This is a genomic window from Modestobacter sp. NPDC049651, assembly GCF_040659695.1.
Classification (GTDB): domain Bacteria; phylum Actinomycetota; class Actinomycetes; order Mycobacteriales; family Geodermatophilaceae; genus Modestobacter.
Map to the genome: position 1 here is coordinate 236356 of NZ_JBFAOG010000001.1, position 15687 is coordinate 252042.

The 15687-nt window shown below is 74.6% G+C and carries 17 protein-coding genes; 7 read left to right on the forward strand and 10 right to left on the reverse strand.

Going from position 1 to position 15687, the window contains the following annotated elements:
* Positions 1–2: 2 nt before the first annotated feature.
* Positions 3–1469, reverse strand: coding sequence for a helix-turn-helix domain-containing protein (locus tag AB0J00_RS01230; RefSeq protein WP_357738965.1), 1467 nt, complete (start codon positions 1467–1469; stop codon positions 3–5).
* A 210-nt stretch (positions 1470–1679) separates the two neighbouring features.
* On the opposite strand from AB0J00_RS01230, the gene AB0J00_RS01235 reads away from it, so the two are divergent.
* Genes AB0J00_RS01235 through AB0J00_RS01245 form a run of 3 tightly spaced genes read left to right on the forward strand, consistent with a single transcriptional unit; the run spans position 1680 to position 4536 of the window.
* Positions 1680–2723, forward strand: coding sequence for an amidohydrolase family protein (locus tag AB0J00_RS01235; protein ID WP_357738968.1), 1044 nt, complete (start codon positions 1680–1682; stop codon positions 2721–2723).
* Positions 2723–3511, forward strand: a complete 789-nt coding sequence (locus AB0J00_RS01240) for an iron-sulfur cluster assembly protein (RefSeq protein WP_357738970.1) — start codon at positions 2723–2725, stop codon at positions 3509–3511. Before AB0J00_RS01235 ends, AB0J00_RS01240 begins: the two co-directional genes overlap by 1 nt.
* Positions 3508–4536, forward strand: coding sequence for an NAD(P)-dependent alcohol dehydrogenase (locus AB0J00_RS01245; RefSeq protein ID WP_357738972.1), 1029 nt, complete (start codon positions 3508–3510; stop codon positions 4534–4536). Before AB0J00_RS01240 ends, AB0J00_RS01245 begins: the two co-directional genes overlap by 4 nt.
* A 52-nt stretch (positions 4537–4588) precedes the next feature.
* On the opposite strand, the gene AB0J00_RS01250 is transcribed toward AB0J00_RS01245, so the two are convergent.
* The 4 genes from AB0J00_RS01250 to AB0J00_RS01265 all read right to left on the reverse strand — a co-directional run bounded on the left by AB0J00_RS01250 (position 4589) and on the right by AB0J00_RS01265 (position 7720).
* The gene (locus tag AB0J00_RS01250) at positions 4589–4732 is read right to left on the reverse strand and encodes a GPGG-motif small membrane protein (RefSeq protein WP_357738974.1); all 144 of its coding nucleotides are present in this window, start codon (positions 4730–4732) and stop codon (positions 4589–4591) included.
* 94 nt (positions 4733–4826) lie between these two features.
* Positions 4827–5231, reverse strand: a complete 405-nt coding sequence (locus tag AB0J00_RS01255; RefSeq protein ID WP_357738977.1) for a DUF3151 domain-containing protein — start codon at positions 5229–5231, stop codon at positions 4827–4829.
* Between the two features lie 2 nt (positions 5232–5233).
* Entirely contained in the window at positions 5234–6262 is a 1029-nt protein-coding gene (gene fbaA, locus AB0J00_RS01260) for a class II fructose-bisphosphate aldolase (RefSeq protein ID WP_357738979.1), read from the reverse strand.
* Positions 6263–6370: 108 nt separating this feature from the next.
* A complete protein-coding gene (locus tag AB0J00_RS01265; protein ID WP_357738982.1) occupies positions 6371–7720 on the reverse strand; it encodes an FAD-dependent oxidoreductase in 1350 nt (449 codons plus the stop codon).
* A gap of 80 nt (positions 7721–7800) precedes the next feature.
* On the opposite strand from AB0J00_RS01265, the gene AB0J00_RS01270 reads away from it, so the two are divergent.
* The gene (locus tag AB0J00_RS01270) at positions 7801–8445 is read left to right on the forward strand and encodes a VTT domain-containing protein (protein WP_357738985.1); all 645 of its coding nucleotides are present in this window, start codon (positions 7801–7803) and stop codon (positions 8443–8445) included.
* Here the strand turns inward: AB0J00_RS01270 and pyrE are convergent.
* Positions 8438–9043: an orotate phosphoribosyltransferase gene (gene pyrE, locus AB0J00_RS01275; RefSeq protein WP_357738988.1), complete on the reverse strand. Its 606-nt coding sequence runs from the start codon at positions 9041–9043 to the stop codon at positions 8438–8440. The two genes, AB0J00_RS01270 and pyrE, sit on opposite strands and share 8 nt — an antisense overlap.
* Before the next feature lie 20 nt (positions 9044–9063).
* Entirely contained in the window at positions 9064–9729 is a 666-nt protein-coding gene (locus AB0J00_RS01280) for a fasciclin domain-containing protein (protein WP_357738991.1), read from the reverse strand.
* Positions 9730–9915: 186 nt separating this feature from the next.
* Here AB0J00_RS01280 and AB0J00_RS01285 point away from each other — a divergent pair, with 186 nt between their 5' ends.
* Positions 9916–10653: a DUF4190 domain-containing protein gene (locus AB0J00_RS01285; protein WP_357738994.1), complete on the forward strand. Its 738-nt coding sequence runs from the start codon at positions 9916–9918 to the stop codon at positions 10651–10653.
* Between the two features lie 6 nt (positions 10654–10659).
* On the opposite strand, the gene AB0J00_RS01290 is transcribed toward AB0J00_RS01285, so the two are convergent.
* Both AB0J00_RS01290 and clpB read right to left on the reverse strand, forming a co-directional pair.
* Positions 10660–11235 (reverse strand): hypothetical protein, encoded by a 576-nt coding sequence (locus AB0J00_RS01290; protein WP_357738996.1) that lies wholly within the window; start codon positions 11233–11235, stop codon positions 10660–10662.
* Between the two features lie 101 nt (positions 11236–11336).
* Positions 11337–13916 carry an ATP-dependent chaperone ClpB gene (gene clpB / locus AB0J00_RS01295; RefSeq protein WP_357738999.1) on the reverse strand — a complete coding sequence of 860 codons (2580 nt, stop codon included), beginning with the start codon at positions 13914–13916 and terminating at the stop codon, positions 11337–11339.
* Between the two features lie 155 nt (positions 13917–14071).
* On the opposite strand from clpB, the gene AB0J00_RS01300 reads away from it, so the two are divergent.
* Together AB0J00_RS01300 and AB0J00_RS01305 are read left to right on the forward strand one after the other, a co-directional pair.
* Positions 14072–14527, forward strand: coding sequence for a MarR family transcriptional regulator (locus tag AB0J00_RS01300; RefSeq protein WP_357739001.1), 456 nt, complete (start codon positions 14072–14074; stop codon positions 14525–14527).
* Positions 14528–14664: 137 nt separating this feature from the next.
* Positions 14665–15102 carry an OsmC family protein gene (locus AB0J00_RS01305; protein ID WP_357739004.1) on the forward strand — a complete coding sequence of 146 codons (438 nt, stop codon included), beginning with the start codon at positions 14665–14667 and terminating at the stop codon, positions 15100–15102.
* A 63-nt stretch (positions 15103–15165) separates the two neighbouring features.
* Here the strand turns inward: AB0J00_RS01305 and AB0J00_RS01310 are convergent, their stop codons facing one another.
* On the reverse strand, positions 15166–15645 hold the full coding sequence (locus AB0J00_RS01310) for a MarR family transcriptional regulator (RefSeq protein WP_357739007.1): 480 nt from the start codon (positions 15643–15645) through the stop codon (positions 15166–15168).
* Between the last annotated feature and the right edge of the window lie 42 nt (positions 15646–15687).

Below are 15687 nucleotides of genomic sequence, written 5' to 3' on the forward strand. Positions count from 1 at the left end.
GGTCAGACGTTGATCTTGTACTGGCCGATCTTCCGGTAGAGGGTCGCCCGGGAGACGCCGAGCTCGGCCGCGGCCGCGGCCACGGTGACCCCCGGGCGGCTCAGGCAGCGCACGATCTCGTCGCGCTCCAGCTGCTCCAGCCGGGCCAGCGGGCGGCTGCTGGCGCTGACCACCCCGGCGGGCAGGTGCCCGACGTCGACCAGGTCGGTGCGGGCGGCGGCCTCCCGCACCGCCGTCCGCAGCTCGCGCACGTTGCCCGGCCAGCCGTGCCGGCCCAGCGCCCGGACGGCGCGGTCGGTGAACGCGACGTCCCGGTGCCGCAGCTGCCGGGCGAAGGCGCGGGCCAGCGGCTCGACGTCCGCGGGCCGGTCGCGCAGCGGGGGCACCTCCACCACCGCGTCGGCGAGCGCGGCCAGCGGCGCCGGCAGCGCGGTGAACGACGACGCGGTGAGCACCAGCGGCTGCGGTGCGCCGGCCGGCCGCCGGGCCCCGGCCGCGCCAGCGGCGAGCCGCTCGGCGGCCCAGGTGGGCAGCGTGTCGGCGTCGGCGAGCACCACGCCGGTGTCCGGGGTGCGCAGCTCCGGCGACCAGAGCTCCAGCCAGCCGTCGACGTCGGCCGGGTCCGGCGGGCGGGCCACCAGCAGCCGCTCCCGCAGGCCCGCCGCCCGCCGGGCCAGCGAGGCGGCCGTGGCGCGGCCGGCCCCGGGTTCGCCGACCACCGCGACCACCCGGCCGGCGGTGACGGCGGCGCCGACCGCGGCGACCGCCGTCCGCCAGCCGGTCGACACGCACGGGTCGGCCTCGCCGGGCAGCTGGCCGGTGAGCACGTGGAACACCTCCCCGCGGGGCGCCGGCCGGGGCTGCCCGCCACCGCCGCGCACCTGCATGAGCGCGGCGGTGTTGCCGGCCGCGGCCTGGGCGAGGGCCAGCAGCAGGTCCGACGAGGTGTCCGACCAGGTGGTCAGGTTGATGCTGCCGACCAGCCCGCCGTCCCGCGGGTCGCGCACCGGGACCGCCGCGCAGGTGTAGCGCCGCAGCGGTGCGACGTAGTGCTCGGCGCCGCTGACCAGGGTCGGCACCCGGTCGGCCAGCGCCAGCGCCAGGCCGTTGGTGCCGGCGGTCTCCTCGCCGAAGTAGAAGCCCGGCGCCAGGTGCACCCGGTCCAGCGTGCGGACGATCGCGGTGTCCTCGCACCAGCGGGCCAGCACCAGCCCCTGCGGATCGGTGAGCAGCAGCCCGACCGGCTCGCCGCCCAGCGTCCCGGACAGCCCGCGCAGCACCTCCGCGCCGCACTCGTAGAACAGCGAGTCGGTCGGCAGGCCGTCGACGTGGACGGCCAGCACCTCCTCCGGCGTCACGCCGTAGCGCTCGCTGCGCTGCCACGAGGCGCGCACCCGTACGGGGCTGCGGGGTGCGACGAGGGCTCCGGGCAGCGCGGACGGCGCGGGGACGGCGGGTCGTTCGGGCACGGCGGCCTCCCGGGACGCGACGGTGCGTCCCGCGAATGTAGGCCCGTCCTGTGACCGGGGCCACGATCCGCTCGTCGGCCGCCGCGGGTGGCGGGGTGTCTCAAAGTGAGACACCCGCCCCCTGCCCCGCGCCGGACGGCCTGCCTAGCGTCGGCAGCAGTGTGACCCAGCTCGCACCAGAGGCGGGCGCACGGTGGCGAGGAGGCCCCCATGTACAGCAAGGACGGCGAGGACTACTTCGTGGTCGACGCGCACATCGCGCTGTGGGACGCACGGCCGGAGAACCAGCGCAACGAGCACGGCAAGCAGTTCATCGACTGCTTCTACGACTACCACCGCAACCTCAGCCCGGAGTCCGAGACCTGGGGCTACGAGGAGTACCTCTACCAGGGCGGCGACCGGCTGATGCGCGACGTCTTCGCCGACGGCATCGTCGACCACGCGATCTTCCAGCCCGCCCGGCTGGCGGAGTTCTACCACCGGGGCTTCGGCCAGACCGACGAGGCGTTCGCGCTGGCCCAGGAGCACCCGGACAAGCTCACCTACAACCACTGGTGGGACCCGCGGGACGGCGAGAACGGGCTGGACCAGCTGCGTGCCGACGCCGAGCGGTTCGGACTCAAGGGCGTGAAGCTCTACACCGCCGACTGGCACGGCGAGAGCCGCGGCTGGAAGCTCACCGACCCGATGGCCTACCGGTACTTCGAGCTGTGCCGGGAGCTGGGCATCAGGAACATCCACGTCCACAAGGGCCCGACGATCCGGCCGCTGGACCGGGACGCCTTCGACGTCGCCGACGTCGACCACGCCGCGACCGACTTCACCGACCTGAACTTCATCGTCGAGCACTGCGGGCTGCCGCGCCTGGAGGACTTCTGCTGGATCGGCACCCAGGAGCCCAACGTGTACGCGGGCCTGGCGGTGGCCATCCCGTTCATCCACACCCGGCCGCGGTACTTCGCGCAGATCATGGGCGAGCTCGTCTACTGGCTGGGCGAGGACCGCATCCTCTTCTCCAGCGACTACGCGCTCTGGACGCCGAAGTGGCTGGTCGAGCGGTTCGTGGACTTCCAGATCCCGGAGGACATGGCCGAGTACGCGCCGCTGACCACCGCGGTGAAGAAGAAGGTGCTCGGCCTCAACGCGGCGAAGCTCTACGACCTCGACGTGCCCCAGCAGCTGCGGCTGCCCGACGCCGCCGAGCCGGCCACCGGCCCCCGCCAGCCCGAGGCCGCCGACCTGGCGATGAGCTGATGACCGCGACGCTGCTCCCGGAGGTCACCGCGGCGAGGGTGCACGAGGCGCTGGGCACCGTCGTCGACCCGGAGCTCGACGAGCCGGTCACCGACCTGGGCTTCGTCCGGTCGGTGACCGTCACGGGCGGCACGGTCGAGGTGCACCTGCGGCTGCCGACCTCGTTCTGCGCGCCCAACTTCGCCTGGCTGATGTGCTCGGACGCGCACGACGCGGTCGCGGCCGTCCCCGGGGTCGCGCGGGTGGTGGTCGAGCTCGACGACCACCACGACTCCGACCTGATCAACCGCGGGCTCGCCGCGGCGGCGGGCTACCGCGGCACGTTCGGGCACGAGGCGGAGGAGTCGCTCGACGAGCTGCGCGCCACCTTCCACCGCAAGGCGCACACCGCGGCGATGGAGCGGGCGCTCACCGCGCTGCTGCGGGCGGACCGGTCCCGCACCGAGGCCGACGTGCACCGGCTCACCCTCGGCGACCTGCCGGCCGGGGAGCCGACCACCACCGCGCTGCTGCGCCGGCGGGCCACCCTCGGCCTGCCGGTGGACGACGCCGCGCCCGTCCTGGTGGCCGCCGACGGCAGCCGCCCGGCACCGGAGCAGGCACCGCTGTTCCTGCGCCGGGCCCGGTCGGTGCGCATCTCCGTCGACGGCAACGCGCACTTCTGCCGCGGGCTGCTCGGCACCCGCTACCCCGGCGCGGAGGCCGACCAGACCCCCCGCCCGTCCGTCGACGACATCCCCTCGCCCGGCCCGACCCGCCCCGTGCTCCCCCTGGAGGTCCTCGCATGAAGGCAGTCCGCGTCCACGGGTACGGCAAGCCCCCGTCGATCGACGACGTCCCCGAGCCGACCCTGCAGGGCCCGCTCGACGTGCTCGTGCACGTGGACGCCGCCGGGGTCTGCCGCACCGACCTGCACATCATCGAGGGCCAGTGGGCCGAGGCCAGCGGCGTCGGGCTGCCCTACGTCATCGGCCACGAGAACGCCGGCACGGTGGTGGAGGTCGGGGAGGCGGTGCGCAACGTCGCCATCGGCGACAAGGTCATCCTGCACCCGCTGGTGACCTGCGGGCTCTGCCCGCCGTGCCGCCGCGGCGACGACGTGCACTGCGAGAACGGTGAGTTCCCCGGGATCAGCCGGGACGGCGGGATGGCGGAGTACCTGCGCACCAACGCGCGGTCGGTGGTGAAGCTCGCCGAGGGGCTGCAGCCGGTGGACGTCGCCGCGCTGGCCGACGCGGGGCTCACCGCGCAGCACGCCGTCCGCAAGGCCGTGCCACTGCTGCCCGCGACCGCCCGCGCGGTGGTCATCGGCGCCGGCGGGCTGGGGCACATCGGCCTGCAGTGCCTGCTGGCGATGACCCCGGCCGAGGTGACCGTGGTCGACCGGTCCGCCGACGCGCTCGCCAAGGCCGCGAGCCTGGGCGCGCACCGGACGGTGCAGGCAGGCGACGGAACGGTGGCCGAGGTGCTGGACGCGCTGGGCGGGACCGGCGCGGAGGTGGTGTTCGACTTCGTCGGCGAGCACGGCACGGAGGCCGAGGGGATCGCGCTCACCCGGGACACCGGGTCGTACTTCGTGATCGGCTACGGCGGTGCGGTCAACGTGCCGACGCTGGAGATCATCAACCGGGAGATCAACGTCATCGGGAACAAGGTCGGCTCGTACACCGACCTGCGCGAGCTGATGGCGCTCGCCGCCCGGGGGCTGGTCACGCTGTCGACGAGGACCTACCCGCTGACCTCGGCGCTGGAGGCGCTCGACGACCTGGACGGCGGCCGGCTGCCCGGCACCCGGGCGATCCTGGTGCCGTGACCGGCAGCCCGGTGGCCACCCGGGGAGCTCCCCGGGTGGCCACCGGGCCCGGTCAGTTGAAGATGCTCACCCCGCCCGGGCCGACCAGCAGCCCGACGATGATCAGCACGATGCCCCAGAGCAGCTGCTTGCGGACGATGGCGACGATCCCGGAGACCACCAGGATGACGGCCAGGATCCAGAGGAGCGTGACCACGCTGCACCCCACTTCCCGATGTGACGCCCGGACGGCGTCAGCGGACCGCTCACGCTAGGCGACGGTCCGCCGGGCCGCATCTCGAAGCCGCAGGTCAGGCGGACAGCGAGGGGTCACACTCGGTGAGCAGCTCGGTGCAGCGCACCTGCTCGTCGGTCTCGCCGATCGCCTCGGCGGCCTTGGCCAGCACCGTGAGGCAGCGCAGGAAGCCCTGGTTGGGCTCGTGCGACCACGGCACCGGGCCGTAGCCCTTCCAGCCGTTGCGGCGCAGCGCGTCCAGCCCGCGGTGGTAGCCGGTGCGGGCGTAGGCGTAGGCCTCGATGGTCCGGCCACCGGCCAGCGCCTCCTCGGCCAGCGCTGCCCAGGCCGCCCGGGAGGTCGGGTGCGCGGCCGCGACCTCGGCCGGCGTGCTGCCGGCGGCCAGCCCCGCGGTGCCCGGGTCCTCGGGCAGCAGGGTGGCCGGCGGCTCGCCGAGCAGGTTGCCGTGCGCGTGCGTCACCGTCAGGCCCCCTGCGACTGACCGGCCGACAGCAGGTCCTCGCAGGCCTGCACGACCCGCTCGGCCATGCTCGCCTCGGCCAGCTTCATGTAGGTGCGCGGGTCGTACTGCTTCTTCACGCCGACCTCGCCGTCGATCTTCAGCACGCCGTCGTAGTTGCTGAACATGTGCCCGGCGATCGTGCGGGTCAGCGCGTACTGGGTGTCGGTGTCGACGTTCATCTTCACGACGCCATAGGAGATGGCCTCGCGGATGTCGGACAGGTCGGAGCCGGAGCCACCGTGGAAGACCAGGTTGAACGGCTTGTCCGCGGTGCCGAACTGCTGGGCGACGACCTCCTGGCCGCGCTTGAGCACGTCGGGGCGCAGCTTCACGTTGCCCGGCTTGTAGACACCGTGCACGTTGCCGAAGGTCGCGGCGAGCAGGTACTCGCCCTTCTCGCCCAGGCCCAGCGCCTCCGCGGTGTGCACGAAGTCGCCGTCGGCGGTGTACAGCTTCTCGTTGATCTCGTGGGCGACGCCGTCCTCCTCGCCGCCGACGACACCGATCTCCAGCTCGAGGATGATCCTGGCGGCCGCGGCCTTGGCCAGCAGCTCCTCGGCGATCTGCAGGTTCTCGGTCAGCTCGATCGCCGAGCCGTCCCACATGTGCGACTGGAACAGCGGCGCCTGACCGGCGTCCACCCGGTCCTGGGAGATCGCCAGCAGGGGCCGGACGTAGGTGTCCAGCTTGTCCTTGGGGCAGTGGTCGGTGTGCAGGGCGACGTTCACCGGGTAGCGCTCGGCGACCACGTGGGCGAACTCGGCCAGCGCCACCGCGCCGGTGACCATGTCCTTGACCCGGGTGCCGGAGCCGAACTCGGCGCCACCGGTGGAGAACTGGATGATGCCGTCGCTGCCGGCGTCCGCGAAGCCCCGCAGCGCGGCGTTGATGGTCTCCGAGGACGTGCAGTTGATCGCCGGGTAGGCGAAACCGCCCTCCTTGGCCCGGGTGATCATGTCGGCGTAGACCTCGGGGGTCGCGATGGGCATGCGGGGCACTCCTGCCGTCGGGGTGAGCTGCTCTGCTGGCCGTCAGTATCGCGCCCGGTGATCACGGGTGGCGTGCCAGGGGCGCGGAACCGGCCCCCGGCACCCCGCTCAGCCGCGGGCGGCCACCCGCGCGGCCACCGCGACCGGGTCCCGGGTGGGCCCGAACGGCGGTGCGTAGGACAGGTCGGCCCCGGCCAGCTCGTCGGCCGTCAGCCCCGCCCAGATCGCGGTGGCCAGGACGTCGATGCGCTTCCCGGCACCGGGGCCACCGACCACCTGGGCGCCGAGCAGCCGCCCGGTGCGCTGCTCGCTGACCACCTTGACCGCGATCTCCGCGGCACCGGGCAGGTACCCGGCCCGGGTCGTCGACTCGATCGTGTCGGCGCGGAACGCGAAGCCGGCGCGCTCCGCCTCGCTGGTGCACAGACCGGTGCGGGCCACCTCCAGCTCGCCGACCCGGGTCAGCGCCGTCCCCAGCACGCCGGGGAACCGGGCCGGGTGGCCGGCCGCGACCGACCCGGCGACCCGGCCCTGCGCGTTCGCGTGGGTGCCCAACGGCACGTGCACGGGTTCGCCGGTGATCCGCGAGGTGGTCTGCGCGCAGTCGCCGGCCGCGAGCACCTCCGGGTGGTCCCGGCACCGCTGGGCGTGGTCGACGTCGATCGCGCCGGTCGGGCCGAGGGCGAGCCCGGCGTCGTCGGCCAGCCGCACCTCCGGGCCCATGCCCAGGCCGAGGACGACGAGGTCGCCGGCGTGCTCCCCCGCGTCGGTGCGCACCCCGCGGGCCCGGCCGGCGGCGTCGACGAGCACCTCGCGGACCGCCTGGTCGGGGTGGACGGCGAAGCCCATCCGGCCCATCGCGGCGCAGACCCGCTCCCCCATGTCGTCGTCCAGCAGCTGCATGGGCAGCGGGTCGGCGAACACCACCGTCACCTCGAGGCCCTGGCGCTGCAGCGCCTCGGCCATCTCCAGCCCGATGTAGCCGCCGCCGAGCACCACCGCCGACCGGGCGCCCGCCTCGACCGCGGCCCGGACCGCGGCGCCGTCGTCCAGCCGGTGCACGCCGAACACCCCCGGGGCGTCCAGCCCGGGCACGGGCGGGCGCACCGGCCGCCCGCCGGTGGCCACCAGCAGCTGGTCGTAGCCGAACCGGCGGCCGTCGGCGGTGGTCACCGCGCCGGCCGCCAGGTCGATCCCGGTGGCCCGGGTCCCGGTGTGCACGGTGATGTCCCGGTCGGCGAACTCCGCCGGCGTCCGGACGACGAGGTCGTCGCGCCCGTCCACCAGCCCGCCCACCCAGTAGGGGATGCCGCACGCGGAGTACGAGACGTCCGGCCCCTGCTCGAGGACGACGACCTCCAGCTCGCCGGCGGAGCGTAGGCGGCGCGCCTGCGCGGCCGCGGACATCCCGGCGGCGTCCCCGCCCACGACGACCAGCCGTTGCCTCGTGGTGCGCATGGGGCGCAGCCTGCCACCCGGGGCGCCCGGACGGCCGCGCACCGCCGCCTCGACAGCTCCAGCACGTACCGTGCCCTGCGATGGCGATCGAAGCGGCACCTGCGTTCCTGGACACCCAGCACCTGCTGAACACGTTCGGCCTGATCGGGCTGATCGTGATCATCTTCGCGGAGACGGGGCTGCTCGTCGGGTTCTTCCTGCCCGGCGACTCGCTGCTGTTCACCGCCGGGATGGTCTCGGCCGGCGGCATCGCGGGCGTCACGCTCGCCCCGCTGTGGGTGCTGCTCATCGTGCTGCCGCTGGTGGCGATCGCCGGCAACCTGGTCGGCTACTGGATCGGCCACCGGGCGGGGCCGGCGGTGTTCAACCGCGAGGAGTCCCGCTTCTTCAAGCGGCAGTACGTCGACCAGGCGCACGCGTTCTTCGAGCGCAACGGCGCCCGCACCATCCTGCTCGCCCGCTTCGTGCCGATCGTGCGCACCTTCGCCACGGTCATGGCCGGCGCCTCGCGGATGAACTTCCGGCTCTACGTCGTGTACTCGGTGATCGGCGGCATCCTGTGGGCCGGCGGCGTGACCCTGCTGGGCCACTGGCTGGGCAACGTCGCGGTGATCCGCGACAACATCGAGCTGTTCGCGGTCCTCGTGGTCGTCGTCTCGCTGATCCCGGTGGCGTTGGAGTTCCTCAAGGCCCGCCGCCACAAGGGCAGCTCCGCCGCTAGCTGAGGCCGAGGTCGCCGAGCTCGTAGGCGGCCCGGTACTCGAGCCCCGCGGCCTCCACGGCCGCGCGGGCACCGCGGTCGACCAGCACGGCGACCGCGACGACCTCGGCGCCGGCCTCCTGCAGCGCCTCGACCGCCTGCAGCACGCTGGCGCCCGTGGTCGAGGTGTCCTCGACGGCGAGCACCGCCCGCCCGGCGACGTCCGGGCCCTCGATGCGCCGCTGCAGGCCGTGCGCCTTGCCCTGCTTGCGGACGACGAACGCGTCCAGGAAACCCGCGCCCTCGGCCGCGGCGTGCAGCATCGCGGTGGCGACCGGGTCGGCGCCCAGCGTCAGCCCGCCGACCGCGTCGTAGGCCAGGTCGCCGGTGAGCTGGCGCATCACCCGGCCGACCAGCGGGGCGGCCTCGTGGTGCAGCGTGACCCGGCGCAGGTCGACGTACCAGTCGGCCTCGCGGCCGGACGACAGCGTGACCCGGCCGTGGACCACGGCCAGCTCGGTGACCAGCTCGAGCAGCCGGTCGCGGTCGGGATGGGTTGCGGCCCCGTTCCAGGGGCCCGCGCCGAGGGACGAGGAGTGGGGGGGAACGGGGTCCTTCTCCATGCTCCCGACAGTAGCGATCCTCAGCCGGCGGGCTGCAGCACCTGGTCGACCAGGTAGACCGTCGCGTTGCCGGCCTGCAGCGGCCCGCAGACCACCGACGCCGGTCCGGCCCCGGCGAGGGTCTGGTCGGCGCTCACCGCGAGCTGCTCCCCCGACCCGGTGACGGTGACCCGGTCGCCGGCCAGCGTGGTGTGCTCCCCGGCGAGCTGCGCCGGGGTGAGCCGGCCCTGCAGCACGTGGTGGGTGAGCAGCCGGGTCAGCCGCGGGGTGTCGCTCAGCAGCGGACCCAGCGCCGCCTGCCCGACCGCGTCGAAGGCGGTGTTCGCGGGGGCGAGCAGGGTGACGTCGGAGGCGCTGTTGAGCGCGTCGACGAGGTTCGCGCTCCGCACCGCACCGGCCAGCGTGCCCAGCAGCGGGCTGGTGGCGACGGCGCCGCCGAGCGGGGTGCCGGCCAGCGCCGCCGGGCTGCCGGGCCCCGCGGCCGGGAGCCCCGAGCAGGCCGGGCCGGAGGGCGCCGGAGGGGTGGCCGGCGCGCTGCGGTCCGCACCCGTCGGAGCCGTCGGAGCCGTCGCCGCCGCGGCCCGGTCGTCGCTGCCGGAGCTGCAGCCGGTGCCCGTCGCCAGCAGGCCGGCGAGCACCGTGACCGCGGCGAGCAGGGTGGTCCGGGCGGGTCGGGCGGTGCTCATCGGCGGTGCTCCTCGGGTGGTCCGGCGCGGGCGGCGTCCCGGGCAGTCTGCCCGCCGCGGGCCGGTTCTCCGGGCACGACACCGGTGATGCGGACGACGCGGGCGGGTTCCCGGACGGGTGGTCCGACGCTCCGCGGGACCCGGGGACCCGGACACCCGGGCGGCGGGGGCCCTACGCTGCGGCCCGTGAGCACCCCATCGGGTTCGTGGCCGGGCGGTTCCTCCGACGACGAGGGCCGGTCCTCCGGCTCGCCGTCCGACCCGTCGTCGAGCGGGTCCGGCTCCTCGGGCGCCGGCTCCTCGGGCTTCCCGGCGTGGCCGAGCGGCCCGTCGTCGTCCGGTCAGCCGGACCCGGACCAGCAGCAGGGCCAGCAGTACGGGTCCGGCCAGCAGCACGGCTCGGGCCAGCAGCCCGGCGCGCAGCAGCCGTACGGGTACGGCCAGCAGTACGGCGCTGCCCAGTACGGGACCGGGCAGTACGGGCAGTACGGGCAGTACGGCGCGCAGCAGCCCTACCCCGCCGGCCCCGGCCAGCAGGGCTGGCAGAACGCGCCGGCGGGCTACGGGTACGGCCAGCAGCAGCAGCCGCCGCAGCGGGCCAACGGCTTCGGGATCGCCGCGCTGGTGCTGGGCATCCTGTCCCTGCCGGCGGCCTTCGCGTTCGGCGTCCCGGGCATCGTGCTGGCCGTCCTGGCGCTGGTCTTCGCCGTGCTGGGCCTGCGCCGGGTGCGGGCCGGCCGGGCCGACAACCGCGGGATGGCGATCGCCGGGCTGGTCACCGGGATCATCGGCCTGCTGCTGAGCATCGTGATGCTCATCGCCTTCATCTTCGTGTTCCGGACGGCCGGCGACTGCATCGAGCAGTACCGCTCGGACAACGACTTCCAGCAGTACCAGGACTGCCTGGACAACAGCATCGACTGAGCCCGGTCACCGCCGGCGGGACGCGACCAGCTCGACACCCCGCCGGCGGTACCACCCGTTGGCCCGCGGCAGCGCCAGCAGCACGACCGCGGTCAGCGTCAGCGCGAGCTGCACGGCCAGCAGCGCCGCGCGGCCCGGCGGGGCACCGACGAACCCGGCGGCGCCGAACACCGCCAGCCCGCCGAGCACCCACAGGACCACCCGGGCCCAGTTGCGCCCCTGCCAGGCGCACACCAGGAGCACCGCCTGGGCGGCGAGCCAGCCCAGCGCGAAGACGCCGGCCACCGTCACCGCGTGCACGAAGCCGTCGACGCCGGACGCCGGGTCGGCGCCGCGCACCTGACCGCGCACCCGGGCGAGCTCGTCGTCGAGGTGGGTGAGCGTCCAGAGCGTGCTGGCCAGCGAGCAGACGAGGGCGCCGGCCCACAGCGCGACCGCGGCCGCGACCACCCGCGGCCGCGGTCCGGCCGGCTCGGGAGCGGGCGGCCCCCAGCCGGGCGGGGTCCAGCCCGGCGGTGTCCAGCCGGGCGGGGTCCAGCCGGGCGGGGTCCAGCCGGGAGGAGCCCAGCCACCTGACGTCACGTCGCCTCCTCGGTCGTCAGCGTGATCATCGGCCACGGCCCGCCCGGGGACCACCGGAGCCCGCCGTCCGCGGGGGCGGGCGGCGGGCTCCGGGCCGTCGGTCAGGCGCGGGCGACCGTCAGGCCGTCGGCACCGTCGGGCCAGTCGACGCGCACCTCGTCACCGTCGCGGACCTCACCGGACAGCAGGGCCCGGGCGAGCTGGTCGCCGATCGCCGACTGCACCAGCCGCCGCAGCGGACGGGCGCCGTACACCGGGTCGAACCCGTTGAGCGCCAGCCACTCGCGGGCGGCGTCGGTGACGGTGAGGGTGAGCCGCCGGGCGGCCAGCCGCCGGGCCAGCACCGCGACCTGGATGTCGACGATGCCGGTGAGCTCCTCGGTGCCCAGCGCCCGGAAGACGACCACGTCGTCCAGCCGGTTGAGGAACTCCGGCTTGAAGTGGGCCCGGACGACGTCCTGCACCGCCGACCGGCGGGCCTCCTCGGGGATCGACTGGTCGGCGATGACCTGGGAGCCGAGGTTGGAGGTGAGGATCAGGATCGTGTTCCGGAAGTCGACCGTGCGGCCCTGCCCGTCGGTGAGCCGGCCGTCGTCGAGCACCTGCAGCAGCACGTCGAAGACGTCGGGGTGGGCCTTCTCGACCTCGTCGAGCAGCACCACCGTGTACGGCCGGCGGCGCACCGCCTCGGTCAGCTGGCCGCCGGCCTCGTAGCCGACGTAGCCGGGCGGGGCGCCCACGAGCCGCGCGACCGAGTGCTTCTCGGAGTACTCGCTCATGTCGATGCGGACCATCGCCCGCTCGTCGTCGAACAGGAACTCCGCCAGCGCCTTGGCCAGCTCGGTCTTGCCGACGCCGGTCGGGCCGAGGAAGAGGAACGACCCGGTCGGGCGGTCGGGGTCGGCGACGCCGGAGCGGGCCCGGCGGACCGCGTCGGCGACCGCGCGGACGGCGTCCGGCTGGCCGACGACCCGCCGGCCGAGCTCGTCCTCCATCCGCAGCAGCTTCTGCGTCTCGCCCTCGAGCAGCCGGCCGGCGGGGATGCCGGTCCAGGCCTGGACGACCTCGGCGATGTCGTCGGGGCCGACCTCCTCCTTGAGCATCGACTCCCGCGCGGCGGCGCGCTCCTCGGCCTCGGACAGCGCCCGCTCGAGGGCGGGCATCCGGCCGTAGCGCAGCTCGGCGACGTGGGCCAGGTCGCCGTCGCGCTCGGCGCGCTCGGCCTCCTGGCGGACCGCCTCCAGCTCCTCCTTGGTGCGCTGGATCCGGTCGATCGCGGTCTTGTCCTGCTGCCAGCGGGCGGTCAGCTCGTCGAGCTCCTGGCGGCGGTCGGCCAGCTCGGCCCGGAGGACGGCGAGGCGGTCCATCGACGCCGCGTCGTCCTCCTTGGCCAGCGCCATCTCCTCGATCTCCAGCCGCCGGACGATCCGCTCGACCTCGTCGACCTCGACCGGCCGGCTGTCGATCTCCATCCGCAGCCGGCTGGCGGCCTCGTCGACCAGGTCGATGGCCTTGTCGGGCAGGAAACGCGCGGTGACGTAACGGTCGGACAAGGTCGCGGCGGCCACCAGCGCGGCGTCGGTGATCCGCACCCCGTGGTGGACCTCGTAGCGCTCCTTGAGCCCGCGCAGGATGCCGATCGTGTCCTCGACCGAGGGCTCGCCCACGAACACCTGCTGGAACCGGCGCTCGAGCGCGGGGTCCTTCTCGATGTGCTCGCGGTACTCGTCGAGCGTGGTGGCGCCGACCATCCGCAGCTCACCGCGGGCGAGCATCGGCTTGATCATGTTGCCGGCGTCCATCGCGGAGTCGCCGGTGGCGCCCGCGCCGACGATGGTGTGCAGCTCGTCGATGAAGGTGACGACCTGCCCCTCGGCCTCGGCGATCTCCTGGAGCACGGCCTTCAGCCGCTCCTCGAACTCGCCGCGGTACTTCGCGCCGGCGACCATCGCGCCCAGGTCGAGGCTCATCAGGCGCTTGCCCTTGAGGCTCTCCGGGACGTCGCCGGCCACGATCCGCTGCGCCAGGCCCTCGACGATCGCGGTCTTGCCGACGCCCGGCTCACCGATCAGCACCGGGTTGTTCTTGGTGCGCCGGGACAGCACCTGCACGACCCGGCGGATCTCGGTGTCCCGGCCGATGACCGGGTCGATCTTGCCCTCGCGGGCCCGCTCGGTGAGGTCGACGGCGTACTTCGCGAGCGCCTGGAAGGTGCTCTCGGGATCCGGGCTGGTGACCGTGCGGTTGCCCCGGACGGTGCGGAAGGCCGCCAGCAGGGCGTCGCGGGTCGCACCGGCGGAGGCCAGCACGCTGGCCGCCTCGCCCTCGGTGGTGGCCAGCCCCACCAGCAGGTGCTCGGTGGAGATGTACTGGTCGCCCAGCGCGGTCGCCTGCTCGCCGGCGGCGTTGATGGCGCGCAGCAGGTCGCGGGACGGCGAGGGCGCCGGCACGGTGGCGCCGCTGACGCTGGGCAGCCGGCGCACCGCGGCGTCCGCCTTGCCGCGGACGTCGGCGGGGTCGGCTCCGGCCGCCTGCAGCAGCGGTCCGGCGATCCCGTCGGTCTGCTCGAGCAGGGCGATCAGCAGGTGCAGGGGCTCCAGCGCGGCCTGGCCACGGTCGACCGCCAGCCGCTGGGCGGCGGCGATGGCCTCCTGCGAACGGGTGGTGAGCTTGCTCTCCATGATCGGGGGGATCGGTCCTCTCCTGCGGGGACGGCGGCTGTCGACGGGTCCAACGACGGGGAAGTTGAGTCTGTTCCGCTCAACCTCGGACGATCAGAGCAGAAACACCACGAGGTTGCGCGTAGCAACACACAGTCGCGCCCTACGCTGGGGGCATGACGGACATGCCGTCGCCGAGCGTCGCTCTCGACGACCAGCTCTGCTTCGCCCTCTACGCGGCCAGCCGCGCCGTGACCGCCCGCTACCGGCCCATGCTGGACGAGCTCGGGGTGACCTACCCCCAGTACCTCGTGCTCATGCTGCTCTGGGAGCGCGACGGGCAGACCGTCGGCGAGCTCGGCGCCCGTCTCGCACTCGACTCCGGGACGCTGTCCCCGCTGCTCAAGCGGCTGACCGCGGCCGGGCTCGTCACCCGGCACCGCCGGGCGGACGACGAGCGGTCGGTGTCGATCAAGCTGACCGAGGCCGGCCGGGCGCTCGAGGAACCCGCCTGCAAGATCTCCGCGGAGATGATCGGCACGCTGGAGCTCGACCAGCAGCAGTTCGACGGGCTCAAGGACCAGCTGCGGGAGATCACCACCCGGGTCGCCGCGCCGCGCGCCACGGCCTGAGGGCGTTTGGGCGCGCCCGATCGGGTAGGACGCGCCGGGGGTCGTGGCTCCGCCACGACCCGCGGAACCGTCGTGCACGACAGGCGAGGGTGCTGCCCGGGGCCGACCCCGGCCACCACCCCGAGCGAGGAGGTCCCATGCCCACCCGCACAGCCCGCACCGCGTGGAACGGCACGCTGCAGGAGGGGTCCGGCCAGGTCGAGCTGAGCAGCTCGAAGGTCGGCACCTACGAGGTCAGCTTCCCGAAGCGGACCGCCGACGAGGCCGGGGGCACCACCAGCCCCGAGGAGCTGATCGCGGCAGCGCACTCGTCGTGCTACGCGATGGCGCTGTCCAGCGAGATCGGCAAGGCCGGCGGCACCCCGCAGTCGCTGGAGGTCCGGGCCGACGTGACCCTGGGCCAGCAGGACGGCGCGCCGACGATCACCACGATCAAGCTCACCGTCCGCGGGGAGGTCGACGGACTGGACGCCGACGGCTTCCAGCAGGCGGCGCAGGCGGCCAAGGTCGGCTGCCCGGTGAGCAAGGCGCTGTCCGCCGTCGACATCAGCCTGGACGCGTCCCTGGAGTCGTAGGCCGGCCCCGGCTGCCGCCCCGCCCCCCGTCCGGGAGGCGGGGCGGCAGCGTGCGCGGGGACCTCAGCCGCGGGCGACCTCGGCCTCGCGGGCCTCGCCGATCCGGTTCAGCCGGCCGAGCAGCTCGCCGAGCGTGGCGACGTCGGTGGTGTCCCAGTCGGCCAGGTCGGCCTCCCAGCGGGCCCGCCGGGCGTCCCGGAGCTCGCTGAGCCGCCGGTGGCCGTCGGCGGAGATGGAGAGGACCTGCGCCCGGCCGTCGTCCGGGTCGGCGGCCCGGTCGACGAGCCCCAGGTCGACCAGGGAGGCGACCTGGCGGCTCACGGTGCTCTTGTCCAGCCCGAGCTTGACGACGACGTCGGAGGCCCGGAGGGGGCCGGCGTCGTCGAGCAGGACGAGCAGGCCGTACGCGGCGCCGTCCAGGCCGGTGTGCAACTTGCCCGCCAGCCGGCCCTGGATCGCGCGGGACCGCCGCAGCAGGAGGGCGACCTCGCGCTCCAGGCGCACGTAGGCCTCGCGGCTGTCGATGCCCAGTGAAACCGTCATGCCGGTCCGACGTGCGAGCGGGGCCGGGTGTTCCCGGGACAC

Coding starts and splice junctions, on each gene's coding strand:
- AB0J00_RS01235 (WP_357738968.1), top strand. CDS start 1,680: ATGTACAGCAAGGACGGCGAGGACTACTTCGTGGTCGACGCGCACATC.
- AB0J00_RS01240 (WP_357738970.1), top strand. CDS start 2,723: ATGACCGCGACGCTGCTCCCGGAGGTCACCGCGGCGAGGGTGCACGAG.
- AB0J00_RS01245 (WP_357738972.1), top strand. CDS start 3,508: ATGAAGGCAGTCCGCGTCCACGGGTACGGCAAGCCCCCGTCGATCGAC.
- fbaA (WP_357738979.1), bottom strand. CDS start 6,262: ATGCCCATCGCGACCCCCGAGGTCTACGCCGACATGATCACCCGGGCC.
- AB0J00_RS01265 (WP_357738982.1), bottom strand. CDS start 7,720: ATGCGCACCACGAGGCAACGGCTGGTCGTCGTGGGCGGGGACGCCGCC.
- AB0J00_RS01270 (WP_357738985.1), top strand. CDS start 7,801: ATGGCGATCGAAGCGGCACCTGCGTTCCTGGACACCCAGCACCTGCTG.
- pyrE (WP_357738988.1), bottom strand. CDS start 9,043: ATGGAGAAGGACCCCGTTCCCCCCCACTCCTCGTCCCTCGGCGCGGGC.
- AB0J00_RS01280 (WP_357738991.1), bottom strand. CDS start 9,729: ATGAGCACCGCCCGACCCGCCCGGACCACCCTGCTCGCCGCGGTCACG.
- clpB (WP_357738999.1), bottom strand. CDS start 13,916: ATGGAGAGCAAGCTCACCACCCGTTCGCAGGAGGCCATCGCCGCCGCC.
- AB0J00_RS01300 (WP_357739001.1), top strand. CDS start 14,072: ATGACGGACATGCCGTCGCCGAGCGTCGCTCTCGACGACCAGCTCTGC.
- AB0J00_RS01305 (WP_357739004.1), top strand. CDS start 14,665: ATGCCCACCCGCACAGCCCGCACCGCGTGGAACGGCACGCTGCAGGAG.
- AB0J00_RS01310 (WP_357739007.1), bottom strand. CDS start 15,645: ATGACGGTTTCACTGGGCATCGACAGCCGCGAGGCCTACGTGCGCCTG.